Annotated in this window: 11 protein-coding genes and 1 pseudogene; 4 read left to right on the top strand and 8 right to left on the bottom strand. The window is 50.7% G+C overall.

Annotation, left to right across the window (positions count from 1 at the left end; all coding sequences use genetic code 11):
• Positions 1 to 469 precede the first annotated feature (469 nt).
• Positions 470 to 2,362, top strand: coding sequence for a HAMP domain-containing histidine kinase (locus IGR76_05510; GenBank protein MBF2077973.1), 1,893 nt, complete (start codon positions 470 to 472; stop codon positions 2,360 to 2,362).
• 36 nt (positions 2,363 to 2,398) lie between these two features.
• On the opposite strand, the gene rnc is transcribed toward IGR76_05510, so the two are convergent.
• The 6 genes and pseudogenes from rnc to IGR76_05480 all read right to left on the bottom strand — a co-directional run bounded on the left by rnc (position 2,399) and on the right by IGR76_05480 (position 7,611).
• Positions 2,399 to 3,121 (bottom strand): ribonuclease III, encoded by a 723-nt coding sequence (rnc, locus tag IGR76_05505; protein MBF2077972.1) that lies wholly within the window; start codon positions 3,119 to 3,121, stop codon positions 2,399 to 2,401.
• Positions 3,122 to 3,178: 57 nt separating this feature from the next.
• A complete protein-coding gene (gene ppk1 / locus IGR76_05500; GenBank protein MBF2077971.1) occupies positions 3,179 to 5,368 on the bottom strand; it encodes a polyphosphate kinase 1 in 2,190 nt (729 codons plus the stop codon).
• 39 nt (positions 5,369 to 5,407) lie between these two features.
• Entirely contained in the window at positions 5,408 to 5,860 is a 453-nt protein-coding gene (locus IGR76_05495) for a ferredoxin (GenBank protein ID MBF2077970.1), read from the bottom strand.
• Positions 5,861 to 5,954: 94 nt separating this feature from the next.
• The gene (locus IGR76_05490) at positions 5,955 to 6,341 is read right to left on the bottom strand and encodes a DUF1257 domain-containing protein (protein MBF2077969.1); all 387 of its coding nucleotides are present in this window, start codon (positions 6,339 to 6,341) and stop codon (positions 5,955 to 5,957) included.
• A gap of 63 nt (positions 6,342 to 6,404) precedes the next feature.
• The gene (locus tag IGR76_05485; protein ID MBF2077968.1) at positions 6,405 to 6,614 is read right to left on the bottom strand and encodes a DUF2997 domain-containing protein; all 210 of its coding nucleotides are present in this window, start codon (positions 6,612 to 6,614) and stop codon (positions 6,405 to 6,407) included.
• Between the two features lie 466 nt (positions 6,615 to 7,080).
• Positions 7,081 to 7,611 (bottom strand): annotated as a pseudogene (locus IGR76_05480) (hypothetical protein).
• A 226-nt stretch (positions 7,612 to 7,837) separates the two neighbouring features.
• Between IGR76_05480 and IGR76_05475 the strand changes: the two are divergent.
• The 3 genes from IGR76_05475 to IGR76_05465 all read left to right on the top strand — a co-directional run bounded on the left by IGR76_05475 (position 7,838) and on the right by IGR76_05465 (position 11,610).
• Positions 7,838 to 8,335, top strand: a complete 498-nt coding sequence (locus IGR76_05475; protein MBF2077967.1) for an HNH endonuclease — start codon at positions 7,838 to 7,840, stop codon at positions 8,333 to 8,335.
• A gap of 281 nt (positions 8,336 to 8,616) precedes the next feature.
• Positions 8,617 to 9,051: a pentapeptide repeat-containing protein gene (locus IGR76_05470; GenBank protein MBF2077966.1), complete on the top strand. Its 435-nt coding sequence runs from the start codon at positions 8,617 to 8,619 to the stop codon at positions 9,049 to 9,051.
• 102 nt (positions 9,052 to 9,153) lie between these two features.
• Positions 9,154 to 11,610, top strand: coding sequence for a PhoD-like phosphatase (locus tag IGR76_05465; GenBank protein MBF2077965.1), 2,457 nt, complete (start codon positions 9,154 to 9,156; stop codon positions 11,608 to 11,610).
• A gap of 75 nt (positions 11,611 to 11,685) precedes the next feature.
• Here IGR76_05465 and IGR76_05460 read toward each other — a convergent pair whose 3' ends face one another.
• Both IGR76_05460 and IGR76_05455 read right to left on the bottom strand, forming a co-directional pair.
• A complete protein-coding gene (locus IGR76_05460) occupies positions 11,686 to 11,904 on the bottom strand; it encodes a hypothetical protein (GenBank protein ID MBF2077964.1) in 219 nt (72 codons plus the stop codon).
• 130 nt (positions 11,905 to 12,034) lie between these two features.
• Complete coding sequence (locus tag IGR76_05455; protein MBF2077963.1) at positions 12,035 to 13,423, bottom strand: hypothetical protein; 1,389 nt, start codon at positions 13,421 to 13,423, stop codon at positions 12,035 to 12,037.
• Between the last annotated feature and the right edge of the window lie 758 nt (positions 13,424 to 14,181).

The following is a 14,181-nucleotide window of genomic DNA, read 5'->3' as shown; positions in this document are numbered from 1 at the left end:
TTCCGGTGGGAGAAGCCCGCACCGTATGTTTGCATCGGTGTCGGGAGTACGTCACGTTTGAACGCCGTGGTTTAGGGCACCCAAAAGGTTGCCAGAAAGCATGATGAGACAGTCATAAAATTGCTTATCATCTCTTGGCTAAAAAATCTCTGGATCCTAGGCTAAGCCTAGATTAGACCTAGATGAACCTCTCCCTCTCCCTAAAGACTCTTCACAAAGAAAGACCAGATCTAGTCACAAGCTTGTAGATTCTGGGTTGATGCTAGCCCCCGACAGTCTCTAGACTGAGTCCAGTAGTCAGTGTTTAAAGCTATGTAACTGGCTTTGCATCACATACCCATTCTCACCTCCGGCTATGCCAGGTCAATCATCATTTCGCCGAGTTCTCATCTCGCGGGTTTTGCTTATCAGCGTTCCGATTTTGCTGATCGGAGTTGCGTGCACGTTTTGGAGAGCGCGTACCAGTTTATTGCTAACGGCAAATCATAATCTGGTTGAAAGCGCAACCAGCAAAGCTCAGCATATTGATGCCGATGTTCAAACTCTGCGAGCTATTTTGGAAACAGCAAGCCAGAGTAATGTCCTAATTAATAACGACGTTGCCAGAACGCAGCCATTTCTAGACCACTTGCAGCAGTATTCGGAGATATCCATACAGTGCGTACAGCTTCACGCTGCCCCAACCGGAGCGGCGATCGCCTCAACGTCCACCTGTTCTGATCCGTCTTCGTCGCTAGATCCGTCCCTATTCTCAGATTGGTCTACTCCGACCTCAGACGGGATTACTCCGTTTCATGTGGCGATCGCCCCTGTCCCCTCCTCGTCATCCCCTGCTGATCCGGTCTCGGCAGAATCTACGGATCTAGAAGCCACGGTGCAGGTTCCTGTCTACAACGCTGCGGGCGAGCTACAGTCCATTCTCTCCGCGACATCCATCTTAAATCCGCCCGAAAGCGGACAACCCCGATCATTTTTAGGATATACCGTCCTGGTTGACTTGAATAGGCGACAGATTCTATCGCATCCGCAGGCGTATCCTACCGATCAGTGGAACGTGGATAGTCTAACGCCCATCCTTTTAGATGCGGATCGAGGCATTCAAAATTTTCGTCACGTTTTTAATTTCTCCCCTGACGGTAAAGAGTGGATTGCAGGCTACGTTCCACTTACATTACAAACTGGTTCGACTCAGGCAGAAGAGTATGCTGTTATCGCCATTACCGAGATTCAAGATGCGCTGCGCGGACTAGACGTGATTACTCACACCATCGTTTGGGTCATGGCTGGATTGCTCGGAGCCAATTTGTTAGCCCTGCTGTATCTTGCCAAAGAGTTAGCCGATCCCATCGAAACATTAGGACAGCATGCGCTGCGAGTGCATCAAAAAGATCAGTCAGGCTATGCCAATCCCGATTTTAATATCCGTGAACTCAGCAATCTTGCCCAGGCCCTGGATTTAATGATGCAGCGTTTGGAAGAACGGGCAACGGAATTGGAGAACGCATGGCAAGAGGCCGAAGCCGCGAATCAACTCAAAAGTGAGTTTTTAGCCAATACCTCCCACGAGCTACGGACGCCTCTGAACGCCATTATTGGTTGCGTGCGGCTGATTCGGGATGGGTATTGTGACTCTGAAGAAGAAGAGCTTGAGTTTCTCGATCGCGCTCTTGATGCCGCAACCCATTTGCTCAAAATTATTAACGATCTGCTTGACATTGCCAAAATTGAATCTGGAAGTTTAGCCATGTCGCTAGAGCGGGTTAATATTCAAACCCTGCTTCAGGATGTGGTCGCGCTGCAAGCGGTTGATATCCAGCAAAAAGGACTGATGCTGAATGCTCCAGACTTGTCAGCACCGTTAATCGTCTATGCAGATGCTGGAAAGCTGAAACAGGTGTTCCTGAATGTGATTTTCAACGCCATTAAGTTCACCGATCAGGGCAGCATTACGATTAAAACTCGGATTGAACCGCTAACGGTACCCCTTCCTGAAAATATCAAAGGCGATCTGCACATTAGTGGGGATCAAGAGTATCAGCAAGTAGTCGTTTCGATAATTGACACTGGCATTGGGATTGACCCAGCGCAGCAGCACAAACTATTCCGGCCCTTTGTGATGGTAGATGGCAGTACAACGCGAAAGTTTGAGGGGACAGGTCTGGGACTCGCTATTTCGCGAAATTTGATAGGGCTGATGGGAGGCGACATTACGCTATCGAGTGCAGGCGTCAATCAAGGCACAACGGTGGAGATCATAATGCCGTTACTCAATTCGGTACCAACCTCGTCGCGGGAATCCAATGATAGGCTACTCCCAAGCGATCGCCCCGATGTGCGATCGCCTGCCGGATCGTCGTCCTAAGACTTTCCCCCTCCCTTTCAAAACGACCCAATCGGTTTACAGGTCTAGATTGAGGCGCGATCGCAATTCTAAAAATGCAATTTGAGCCGCTGCTTGTTCTGCCGCTTTCTTGGATGCCCCCCGTCCGCTTCCGTAGCATTCCCCTAGAATCCAAACTTGTGCGGAAAAGCGTTCCGGGTCATCATGGGTTTGGGTGACGTCTTTCACCCGATACTCCGGTAAGGTTTTGTAGAGAGCATTAGTCATCTCTTGCAGGGCACCCTTGTAGTTTAGAAAAGCGGGATCGCGGCGAATCGTATCGGCTAAGGGTTGCAGTTCAGGATCGAGCCAAGGATGAATCAAGCTGAGGTCGTGGGTACTGAGATAGAGGGAGGCCAGAACCGCCTCAAAGGCATCTGCTAAGCGGGAATCACGCCCACTGCGATCGCCTGCTGCGCTACTGCCTACTAGCAAATAGCGATCGAGATGGTGCCGCGCCGCAATCTCCGCCAAGACGCGATCGCTCACCATGATGGAGCGAATAGCAGTCATCTCCCCTGCCTTTTGAGCAGGATATTGAGTGAGGAGGAATTCAGCCGTCGCTAGCTTCACAACCGCATCGCCAACAAACTCTAACTGATCGTAGTTAGCATCGACTGAGTAGGTTGGATGGGTTAAGGCTTTATGCAGCAACTCCCAACGAATAGGGGCATCATCCGGCAATCCGAGATCTTGAATGAACTGTTGCAATTCCTGCTGCCGATGAGGATGCAGACGCATACCGTGACTCTCTCCAGTGCTGATTACGATGGCAACTCAAATTTTGGAACGTTTAATCTAAACGCTACTTGCCGATTTTAAGGCCATACTCATTAGAACACTTTGCGAACTTTGAGCTTCTTGCCGAGGTTCGGGGCGTCGTTGAATATAGCTGCCATCGGGCTGTAGCTCCCACGCCTGCCGATTATCCGATAACATGACCCCTAAGATCTCTTGCAAGTCCTTACACAACGTTGGATCTTCGACAGGAGTCACCGCTTCTACACGGCGATCGAGGTTACGGGGCATCCAGTCTGCACTACCGATGAACACCTCTTCGTTCCCGTTGTTGTAGAAGTAGAAAATGCGGGAATGTTCAAGATAGCGACCCACAATACTAATAACCCGAATATTTTCGCTGACATCGGGAATGCCCGGTCGCAGGCAACAAATACCACGCACAATCAGATCGATGCTAACCCCGACTTGGGATGCTTCGTACAGTGCGCGGATAATTTTCGGATCAACCAAGGAATTCATCTTGGCGACGATGCGGCCTTCCTGCCCGTTGCGGCAGTGTTCTGTTTCACGATGAATAAGTTCCATCATGCGATCGCGCAAGTTGATGGGAGCTACTAACAATTTTCGGAACGTTTTTTGCCGAGAATATCCTGTTAAGTAGTTAAACAAATCAGACAGATCAGCCCCTAGGGGATCGCGGCAGCTAATCAGGCCGAGATCGGTATATAGCCTAGCGGTTTTGGGATTGTAATTGCCTGTGCCGACATGGACATAGCGGCGAATATGTTCGGCTTCCCGCCGTACTACAAGGATCACTTTAGTGTGGGTTTTCAGACCCACTAATCCATATACAACATGAACTCCAGCCTGTTCTAGCTTGCGTGCCCAGAGAATGTTGTTTTCTTCGTCAAATCGTGCCTTGAGTTCCACCAAGACCACCACCTGTTTACCGTTCTCTGCTGCATCAATCAGCGCATTGACAATCGGTGAGTCGCCAGAGGTTCGATATAGGGTCATCTTAATGGCGACCACATCTGGATCATGGGCGGCCTGGGTAATGAAGCGCTGCACACTGGAGGTGAAGGAGTGATAGGGGTGATGGACTAATAAGTCCTGCTGCCGGATTATTGCGAAAAAGTCCTCTGCATCCTCCTCTTCATTGAGAGCGGTAACATCTCGCAACCGCGCCAATCGCGGATGAACGACCGATGACCAGGCAGGATCTTTCAGTTGGGGCAAGGGTAGTGCCATGAACGACATTAAGTCCTCTAGTCCTAGTGGGCCATCAAGCATGTACACATCTTTTTCCGATAGCCCCATTTCGCGCATCAGCGTTTCGCGGAGGGTGTCGGGCATGGATGCGGCAATTTCAGCACGGACGACCGAGCCACCGAGTCGTCGCTTTTGTAGCTCTTGTTCGATCGCCAGCATCAGGTCATCGGCTTCATCTTCCGCAACCGTTAAGTCGGCATCGCGGGTGATCCGAAAGGGATGGTATTCCTGGATCTTCATCCCTGGGAACAGAAATTCTAGGTTGTGGGCGATCGCTTGCTCAGACAGCACACCCGCCCAAACGACCGGATGCTCTTGGTCTGGGATGGGGTGCCACAGATCGGCAGGTAGCGGGATAAAGCGGGGTAAGACCTTTTTAGGAACTTTGACGCGGGCGAACAGTTCCGCATCTTTTTCTTCGTCTTTCAGAACGACAGCCAGGTTCAGGCTGAGATTAGAAATGTAGGGGAACGGATGGCCGGGGTCAACGGCTAGCGGTGTCAATACTGGAAAAATTTGCTCTTTGAAATAGGATTGCAGGTAGGTTTGCTGCTCTGGGTTGAGATCGACATAGTCCAGAAGATAAATGCCATGAAGCGCTAACAGGGGCTTAAGAATCTGATTGAAGTGGTGATGCTGTTCTTGAACGATGGGGCCAAGGTGTTGATTAATTGCGTCGAGATGCTGTTGGGGGGTGAGGCCATCGGGCGTAAGTTTGCTGACATTCGCTTCCACTTGCCGCTTCAATCCCGCGACACGCACCATGAAAAATTCGTCGAGGTTGTTGCTAAAAATGGCGGTGAACTTTAGTCGTTCTAAAAGGGGGGTGCGATCGTCCAGTGCTTCATGCAATACCCGCCGATTAAATTCAATCCAGCTCAGTTCGCGGCTGAGGTAGTACTTCGGTTCAGTGAGGTCAATTGCCGGTTCGTGGGCGGACTTGGAGGTAGACGGTGCAGATCGAGATCGGGACATGATGAAGAGAAGCTAGACACAGAACGGTTTACTCAATCATTACGACGAGGGCTTCGGCTTTTTCTTTTTGCCCTGCGGGCGTAGTGGGGTGCGATCAGTCACGCCTCCGGGCAGGGGAATTACCTGATACTTACGTTCCTCTTCTAAACGGCGGAGGGCAGTATAGTCCACCCACTGGATGCAGTTGACGGGGCACGTATCGATCGCTTCTTGAATGACCTCTTCAGCATCTCCGTCTTGGCGAATTGCCCGTGCTCGGCCATAGTCCGGCTCGATGTAGAAGGTGTTGCGGGCAACGTGGGCACAGTGCTTACAGCCGATGCAGGTAATCTCATCCACATAGACCCCTTTTTGGCGATCGCGCCCGCCCAGTTCCGGTTCAAAGCCACTGCGCTCCGGGGCATTGCGCCACTGTCCGCCGAGTTCCGGTTCAAACCCGGTTTGCCTAGAGGCGCGATCGCCTGTTGATTCGGGATACAAAGTATCTGTCATAGTTGCTTCATCCGTCAGTTATGACCTAAAACAAAAGGGCACAGCATGCTGCCCCCTTCTGCTCTTGAACTTGATTTAGCGAGTGAATGCAGGATTAAGCACTCCAGCGTTGAAGCACAAGACGAATAGAACCGTCGGGATTCTGCTGTTGTTCCGTGAGTTGAAAGCCCTGACGAGTGGTTTCGGTCATCACAGTATGGAAGGCGTAGCGTTGGGAGATCTGGTTCAAAAAGCCTTGAACAGACAAGGGCTGCTGCCAGTATTGGAGATCGGCGACGAGTTCGTACTCTTGACCATTCCAGCTAAAGCCGATGTCGTATCCATTGTCTTGCTCAATGGCGATCGCGGCAGCATGGGTTTGGCCTTGATATCCGCGAATTTCCTGGGGGCCTGCCTTCCAGTCAATACCGACATCGGTTAACGCGGATTGCAACGACGTCAGATCTCGAAGCTGAGTTTTGATTTGGCTAAAGTGCGACATGAGGACTCTTTCAATAGCGTGACATTTACAAAATCGAAAAATCTAGATAAAACCTGAGCTGGATTACCACTCACTGCGCGTAGCGTAGGTTGACTCGGACACAGCCTGCACAGAGGGCTGGTTATAGTATTCCGAGGTAGTGTCTTGCTTGATCACAATACCCAACTGTTGTTCAAGAGCAGCCGTCACTTCAGCACAAGATGAGCCTTGAATACCTGTCACCTTTTCCTGAACACGACCGTCTGGATGAATGATGAATTCCAGTGTTTCCATGCGACTCGTTAACCTTCGAGCGTTCCTACACGAATGGTGGCGAGTGATAAGCTTGGACACCCAAACCTCGTTCACTGCGCTGACACGATTCCTTTCGTTTACAATCTGTAACGAAAAGCGTTCTTGTTAAGAAAAATTGTTGAAATACTGAGGGGTTACCTCAGCTTATAATCAGTTTCGCTTAACTTCTAAAACCCGTCAAGCAATGGATAGCAATGGTTCATATTCCACATAGCGGCGATCGCGCCTGCTGCCGTGGTTTCCAGCACGTCTGGGGAAGGGAATGAGCTACTATCGATTTGCTCTGCGTTTTGAATAGAGACAGATCAATCTTTTAATGCCTCCTCAGCCAATGGGCGATCGCATCCTAGAAACCACCAGACATCATCTACTCCTCTTGGGCCGTATCCAGCTTGGACGAGTCCACGGACAGCGCTGCTTCGGACTCTAGCTCCAAATCCTCCTCCTCCTCTGCATCAGCCGTTGACACAGATTCCATAATCACGGGTAGATACGCTCCCTTCAACCCTTTCCGAATCCGCTCCGGGGTTTGCGGGAAGACAACGAATAACGGAAAAGCTTCCTCAGCCCCCTCATTGAGAATGTGGCGATAGCGCTGGGGCATCACCCATTCGTATCCGCGCTCCATAATGATCTGAGTTTGCCGCCACCGATCCAAGAGTTCAGAAAAATCCTCATGGGGACGGTGGATAAAGACAAAAATTTCAACCCCAGTTTTGATTTTCCACTCTGGGTCACACATAAGAATTGCGGTGTCGCAGGGCAGACGCACGGCCTCCAAGACTTGCTCAGACAATCCCAATCTGCGATGCACCCGGACTAACGGCAGCGGGATCGAGATCAGGCTGTCTTTCGGTCGCCGCATACTGGGCACCTTTTCCAGGTAGGGACGGTACTTGCGGAGTACAGCGATCGCCCCTGATTGGCTGCTGTAGTCGGCGAGAAGAGTTTCGTACTGGGCGAGACTGACCGTCATAGGCAATTGTAAGTAGCGTCTTCCCTGCATTCTAACGAGACCGCAGCAGAACGACTATCGGGCGATCGCGGATCCCACACCATCAAACGAGACACCCTTCAATTTAGAGTTAGGGATCAAAGTTCCAAGGTCTTTCATGTCCGTCCGTCCAGATCCGGTTTTAGCTGTGTTACCATCTGGAAAAATCGTTACGTCCCTTATATAACGACAGACTGAACTAACATCAATGAGTAAGGTTCTGGTGCTGAATGCTTCCTACGAGCCGCTCAACATCACCAGCTGGCGTCGAGCGATTGTGCTTCTCATTAAAGGTAAAGCAGAGCAAGTCGAGCATAACGGTAAGATTGTTTACGCTGATTTTCCCCTTCCTACGGTGATTCGCCTACGGCACTATGTACGTGTGCCGTATAAGGAAATTCCCTTGACCCGGAGAAACATTCTTCACCGCGATGGGCACTCTTGTCAATACTGTGGCTATAGCGGTGATGACCTGACGCTGGATCATGTTGTGCCGCGATCGCGCGGGGGGAACGATACCTGGGAAAATATTGTCACCGCTTGCGTACGGTGCAACGTTAAAAAGGGAAATCGGACGCCTAGAGAGGCCAACATGCTCCTGCGCCACGCGCCGCACCGTCCCCACAGCAGTCTGTATTTTGAGGTCACAAAACACATCAAGAGTGGCACTCATCAGGAATGGCAGAAATACGTGATTGGGGCGTAGGTTGCAAGCTTGAGTCATGCGTGGGTCGTTATTTTTTGTGAATATTCACCCGGACGATAGATGTGCTGCTAAGTCTTTTTAGCGACAATAGAAGCATAAGAAAGCGAGATCTACGTTGTAGGAACGTTAGTGGATCGTCGGCTTACTTCCCATCAGTCCCTTCCATCCCATTGATTTAGAAGACCCATTGATTTAGAAGACGGCGATCGCTTTGCGAAATCAAATCTTTCCTTCGTGTAGATCCTTGCTAGTGCGCAGATCGTTTGAAGGAGCAGCCGTTTATGAAACGCATTATCTTCTTGACCCTTGCTGCGCTGGTTCCAACACTCTTTGTTGCTGCTCCAGCGCGAGCTGAAAATCCGGATCACGTTGAGCAATTGCTTCGCACCGGAGCGTGCTACGTGTGTGATTTAGAAAATGCAGATTTAACGGGGGCTCACCTCATTGGTGCAGACTTGCGCGAGGCCAATTTACAAGGCACTAACCTATCACGTACTAACCTAGAGGGCGCAGACCTGGCCGGTGCGAATTTAGAAGGTGCCAATTTAGCAGGCGCATTCCTAACAAACGCTGTGATGACGGATGCCAACCTGAATAGCGTAGACTTTACGGATGTCACGATGTACCACGCGGATGTGACGGGGGCATCGGTCGATGGTATTACCCTGACCAACGCTCAGGTCTATGGTACCAATATCAGCGTCGGTGGGGATTAGACGGTGAACATTGCTGGATGGGTTCGCCCCTGGGAGGGACGTGATCAGTCCTAGTTTCCCCCTATAGTGACGGTAGATCCTCTCAACCCTTCGCTATTCCCTATGGTCTGGCTTCCTTTGCGCGATCGCCTCTCCTCTCTGCCGCTCGTTCTGGCTGGGCCGATTCTGCGGCGTACTGAACCAGAGCGGGTGACGGTGTGGGTCGCGCTCCGAGAGTCGTGGGGGGTGACGCTCACCGTGTATGCAACGGATGAAGCGGGACAAGTGATTACCCGTCGGATTCTGCAAGGCTCACGACAGACTATCGCCTTGGGGCAGCATTTGCACCTTGTAGCTGTAACGGCGATCGCCCCTCCAAACCAATCTGACGCCGATTCTACGCTTCATCCCGGACAGATTTATGCCTATGATTTAGCCTTCACCTGTTCTGACCCATCCCCGAATCAAACGCTACGGGAAGCGCTGCACGGTTCAGGAGAGTCTCCAATCAGCATGAGCTACTTTGAACACGGATTACCGACCTTTGCTCTGCCCCCACAAGACATTGAGCAGCTTCGAATTGTTCACGGATCGTGTCGAAAAATTCATGGCTACGGTCAAGATACGTTGCCCATTTTAGATGACCTCATTGGGGCGAGTGCCGATCAACCCAATCAACGTCCGCATCAGCTTTTCTTTACGGGAGATCAAATCTACGGCGATGATGTGGCAGATCCCATGCTGTACATCACGCAAGATGCCGCAACCACCCTTTTAGGTTGGCAGGAACAACTTCCGCTACATCCCGGACGGACTCCTTCCCATCTGCATCCATCAGATTTGCCTCCCGGCCACCGTAGTGCAATCGCCGCCCAGCAGGGGGGATTTACGGCTGGCATTCGGAATAAGGCCGACTATGCCGATAGTCATCTCTTCAGTTTTGGTGAATACTGCACAACCTATCTCCTGTCGTGGTCTCCGGTGCTGTGGTCGGGGGTTCCGAGGGGTGAGGATATCCATCTTGATCATCGGCAGCGCAAAGAATGGAAACGAGAATCTATCGGCATTGAAAATTTCGCAAAAATGCTGTGGAAAGTGCGTCGTGCCCTTGCCAACGTGCCGACGTACATGATCTTTGACGATCATGACATTAGCGACGACTGGTATTTGAACCAGGCGTGGTGCTTGCGAGTGTTGGGTAAACCCCTAGGCTATCGAACCGTTCAAAATGGATTACTGGCCTATACCCTATGTCAAGGATGGGGCAATACGCCAGAGCAGTTTGAATCGGGTCAAATTGGTGAAAAGCTTCTCTGCGCGGCGGAACAGTGGTGTGCGTCCGAGAGCCTGGATTTAGAAACCGGACGGGCGATCGCCCAGTATTTGGGATTGCCGCCCTCTGATCCTGCTACTGGATTGCCCTTGCTGCGGCTAGAGGGTGACGTTTGGATTCTCGACCATGCCCCAGAATCGTTGCGCTGGTACTATACGGTACGGAGCGATCGCCATGAGGTGATTGTGCTAGATACCCGAACGTGGCGCGGCTATCCATCCAACGACCAAGCGATCGCCCCGCCCATGTTGCTCAGCCCGTCAGCATTTCAAGCGCAGGTTAAGGATGCCCTAGATGAGAGCGATCGCCTCAATGCTGAAGGACAGACCTCGATTGATCTCACTATTCTGGTGGCTCCGACCAACCTTGTCAGTCTGCAAGTAATCGACTGGGTGCAGCATCGTCAACTGCATCAGGGCAACGTGTTCGACAACGATGTCGGCGATGCCTGGAATATCCATAAATCAGCTTTCTCACGGTTTCTGAAAACCCTTTTTGCCCAACGCGAACAGGTGGTAATTCTCTCTGGTGATATCCACTATGGGGCGATGGTGCGGCTCAACTACTGGTGGTATGAGTCCGGCAAAACGACTGCCCATGTGTTGACCCAACTCACCTCCAGCGCGTTGAAGAACGCCGAATGGAAAACCCGTGCCGTGCATACCAAGCTGAAATGCTTAGTTCCAGAGGGCGATCGCGAACTGATGGGATGGAGCGATCGCGCCGAGCAGATCGAAATCCAGACGATTCAAGGATTGGTTTGGTGGATGAAACGGCAGGCTCCGGGCAAACCGCCGACGATTCAGAAATTTCGCCTCAAAACGCAGCGTCAGGTGGGGGTAGAGCGAGCGATGGCCTTGACCCAGTGTGAAGTGCCCCCGGACTGGCACTACCGCATTGAGTGGATTCGTCGTCCCCCTGCCCAACTGTTTCGCCGTTCTGTCTCGTGGGTTTTGAGTCTACAGCCCAAGCGGAGTAGCCGATTCAAGCAATGGCTCTTAGGCCTTTGGCGCAATCGCTGGATGCAGGAAGGGCCAGAGGTGGTGGGGGAGGCCAATCTAGGGGTAGTGCAGGTACACTGGTCGGATCATCCCAAGTACCGCACCGTTAAGCAGGATCTCTACTGGTATGCCTCCTGGAACTGGGGTGACATCGTTTTTAGTCGATTTCAAACGCAGCTTCCCTTACCCACAACAAGTGAGACCCTAGAAACGGCTACGCAGCGGAGGCCAGACGCAAGATTGTAAGCATCTGAGGCAATCGCTCTCCTTTACATCATCGGAACGGCGATCGCCCTTTGATGCTATTGGAACCGGAGGTGACTACAGGCCAACTTCCTCTTCAGAACGTTGTAATAGAGACTCTTGGCGCTGATCGTCCTGCTGCCGTTGCTGGGCTAAATGCTCCCGTGCTTCTTCATCTAAATGATTCTCTGAACCTTGGAGTTCCTCTTCCGAACGAGTCCGCATTGACTCTTCGCGCTGGTCTTCCTGTTGACGCTGTTCGGCCAGTTTTTGTCGAGCTAAGTCGTTAGTATCCATACTGTTCTCGCTTCTGTATACCTAAAGTAGTCAGACCTACTTTTAGGGTGACACTCTCCCTTGTCTCTATCCGAAAAATACAAAAATGTTATGACAAACACAGAAAAGTTTATAAAGTCCTGGGGGAGTTCTACGCTTTTTGAATCGCCCCCGCACCAAAAATGAGCGATCGCAGTCTAGTTTTCATTAATTCAAAAATGGCGTAGGTGATGATGGCAATGAGATCAGACCGGAATCCTAGGAGAAAATGCTCTGACGATAGTTCCCCTTGGAAGAACCGTTTGGCGTCTTGCAATTGCCGCTGCATCTCTTGAAACCCTAGCTCTTTGACCAAGAAGGTGGAGAGGGGGGAATTGGGCACATCGTAATCGGTGTCGCGATGTCGGCCAACCTCTAAAAACACCATCACATCCCGCTCTACATCTGTACGCGGCTGATACGGCTTAGGCACAGTGGGGAGAAAATCCGATAGTTGCGGTGGGCGAACTGAACCCGATGGCAAATCCCCCATAAATGTAGACAACTGGGTATTCAATCCATATCGAGCCGCCAACGCTTCGAGAATCGCAATACTGACCAGTTTGCTCCCCATGTAAAGCCGTCCGACAGAGAGGTTGTAGTTTGCGGTTTCGATCCATTTCCGATAGATTTCATCGGTAGGTTCTGCCTGAAACTGATGGAAAATATCATGGGGTGAAAGATAGTTGAGAAAGACCTCCATCTTATGCAGCGCCATCCGATAGTCGCGCACGGTATAGGAGAACTGATTTTTGAGGGCGTGATTAAACTCCGGTAGCAGACTCCAAGTATTATCCAGAAAAATCGCAGGCGATGGTGTGGCGAAGCCGCTAAGGTCGCGATTGGCGAGTCGAACCGCTCTCAGCATTGTGGTTTCAATTTCCTGAGCGGAGAGAGTCAAGGCAAAGCGATCGCTCGTTTCGGTGAGTCGGTGTTGCAAACTGGCGATCGCCGTTATCCCCTCTGCTTCGGGTGCTCGGAAGGGAATCGTGGCTTCAATACAGGTCACGACCTCAGCAATCTGCGATAGCGGCAGTAACGGTTTTAAGATACGAGCAGCAACTAGGGCACTCAAAAACTCATTTTGTCCCATATGGGGCAGCAGATCGTCGCCAGGGCAAACACCGAAGATAGACATGACGATGTCTACCTCAAGGTTTTTGGGCATATCGCCCGCTTGGCGAAGCACAATTTTTCTACCAGTCTGTTTAATGTAGGGCGCTAAGTAAAAGGAAAGATTGAGGTGAATATGCCCATCGACCTGCACATAAACGATGTCATGAAACAGCGCCGCTAATACTTCAATGGGATCATCTGAATTGCATAGTTCAAACACATGTTGGGGCGTATGATAATGCCGCCAAGGGCCACTCATGGCTTGAATGATCAAGCTTGATATGTCTAAAGCTACAGAGTGGTGGACAACAGCATTGAGTGACTCTAATGCCCAAGTTAGCTTCTGAATACATTGATTGAGGGATGATGCGGCGTCAGTGTGCATGGTTCGAGAGTAGACTTTAAAGATCTAGGAGCTGGCGAGATCAAACATTTTTAGAGCAACTAGATTCGGAGCGATCGCTAGAACAGAACATGCGTAAGACGAAATACAAATTTGAGGATGTCAGGCTTAAGAATTGGTTCTAGCTTATTTTGGGAATTGAATTTTGACATCAGTTTTCAGTCGTTGCCGCCTAGATCAATCCCAGGTCAATTCTTGCAATCCAACAGTCCTACACCCTGACCACATCTATAACATCTCAGTACTGAGATTCCATAAGTGCTGATAGCGTTGATACCTATCTCTAATCATCTATGGTTATGCGGCTTAGCAGGGTGATATTCCGTGGAATTCTGAATGATCTTGGACAGATGTTAGCGTGATACGAGTCAGCGTAATCTCTGATTCATCTCAGCCCTTAAAGTGATCAAGATCACGGGTACTGCCAAGAGTTGATGTTCTCGGTTTTGTGGCCTGGGGCGATCGCCCCTCACCTGAGCGATATCAAGGTGAAATAGATTGGAATTAAGCTCTGCGATGAACAACGTCGATTACTGTCTTAACGTTGTTTTGCCAGGAAAGAGCACACAACTGCACTAAAGGCTGATGGTTCCGTCAGAAAACACCAGTGATGTCCTGGAATTGACACAATTTCCAAGTTTTCGAGATGGGTTTGATAGGGCTTTATTTGCCATGTAGTACGATTAATACCTTGCTTGGGCAAGACCAGCAGTGTGGGTATCGTAAGAGGCTCCACTAGT

It is taken from the genome of Synechococcales cyanobacterium T60_A2020_003 (genome assembly GCA_015272205.1).
Classification (GTDB): domain Bacteria; phylum Cyanobacteriota; class Cyanobacteriia; order RECH01; family RECH01; genus JACYMB01.
This window is presented reverse-complemented; position numbering and strand designations above follow the sequence as displayed.

Excerpts from the sequence above, each read along its gene's own strand:
- rnc (MBF2077972.1), bottom strand. The coding sequence starts at position 3,121 with ATGCGTCTGCATCCTCATCGGCAGCAGGAATTGCAACAGTTCATTCAA.
- ppk1 (MBF2077971.1), bottom strand. The coding sequence starts at position 5,368 with ATGTCCCGATCTCGATCTGCACCGTCTACCTCCAAGTCCGCCCACGAA.
- IGR76_05495 (MBF2077970.1), bottom strand. The coding sequence starts at position 5,860 with ATGACAGATACTTTGTATCCCGAATCAACAGGCGATCGCGCCTCTAGG.
- IGR76_05490 (MBF2077969.1), bottom strand. The coding sequence starts at position 6,341 with ATGTCGCACTTTAGCCAAATCAAAACTCAGCTTCGAGATCTGACGTCG.
- IGR76_05485 (MBF2077968.1), bottom strand. The coding sequence starts at position 6,614 with ATGGAAACACTGGAATTCATCATTCATCCAGACGGTCGTGTTCAGGAA.
- IGR76_05475 (MBF2077967.1), top strand. The coding sequence starts at position 7,838 with ATGAGTAAGGTTCTGGTGCTGAATGCTTCCTACGAGCCGCTCAACATC.
- IGR76_05470 (MBF2077966.1), top strand. The coding sequence starts at position 8,617 with ATGAAACGCATTATCTTCTTGACCCTTGCTGCGCTGGTTCCAACACTC.
- IGR76_05465 (MBF2077965.1), top strand. The coding sequence starts at position 9,154 with ATGGTCTGGCTTCCTTTGCGCGATCGCCTCTCCTCTCTGCCGCTCGTT.
- IGR76_05460 (MBF2077964.1), bottom strand. The coding sequence starts at position 11,904 with ATGGATACTAACGACTTAGCTCGACAAAAACTGGCCGAACAGCGTCAA.
- IGR76_05455 (MBF2077963.1), bottom strand. The coding sequence starts at position 13,423 with ATGCACACTGACGCCGCATCATCCCTCAATCAATGTATTCAGAAGCTA.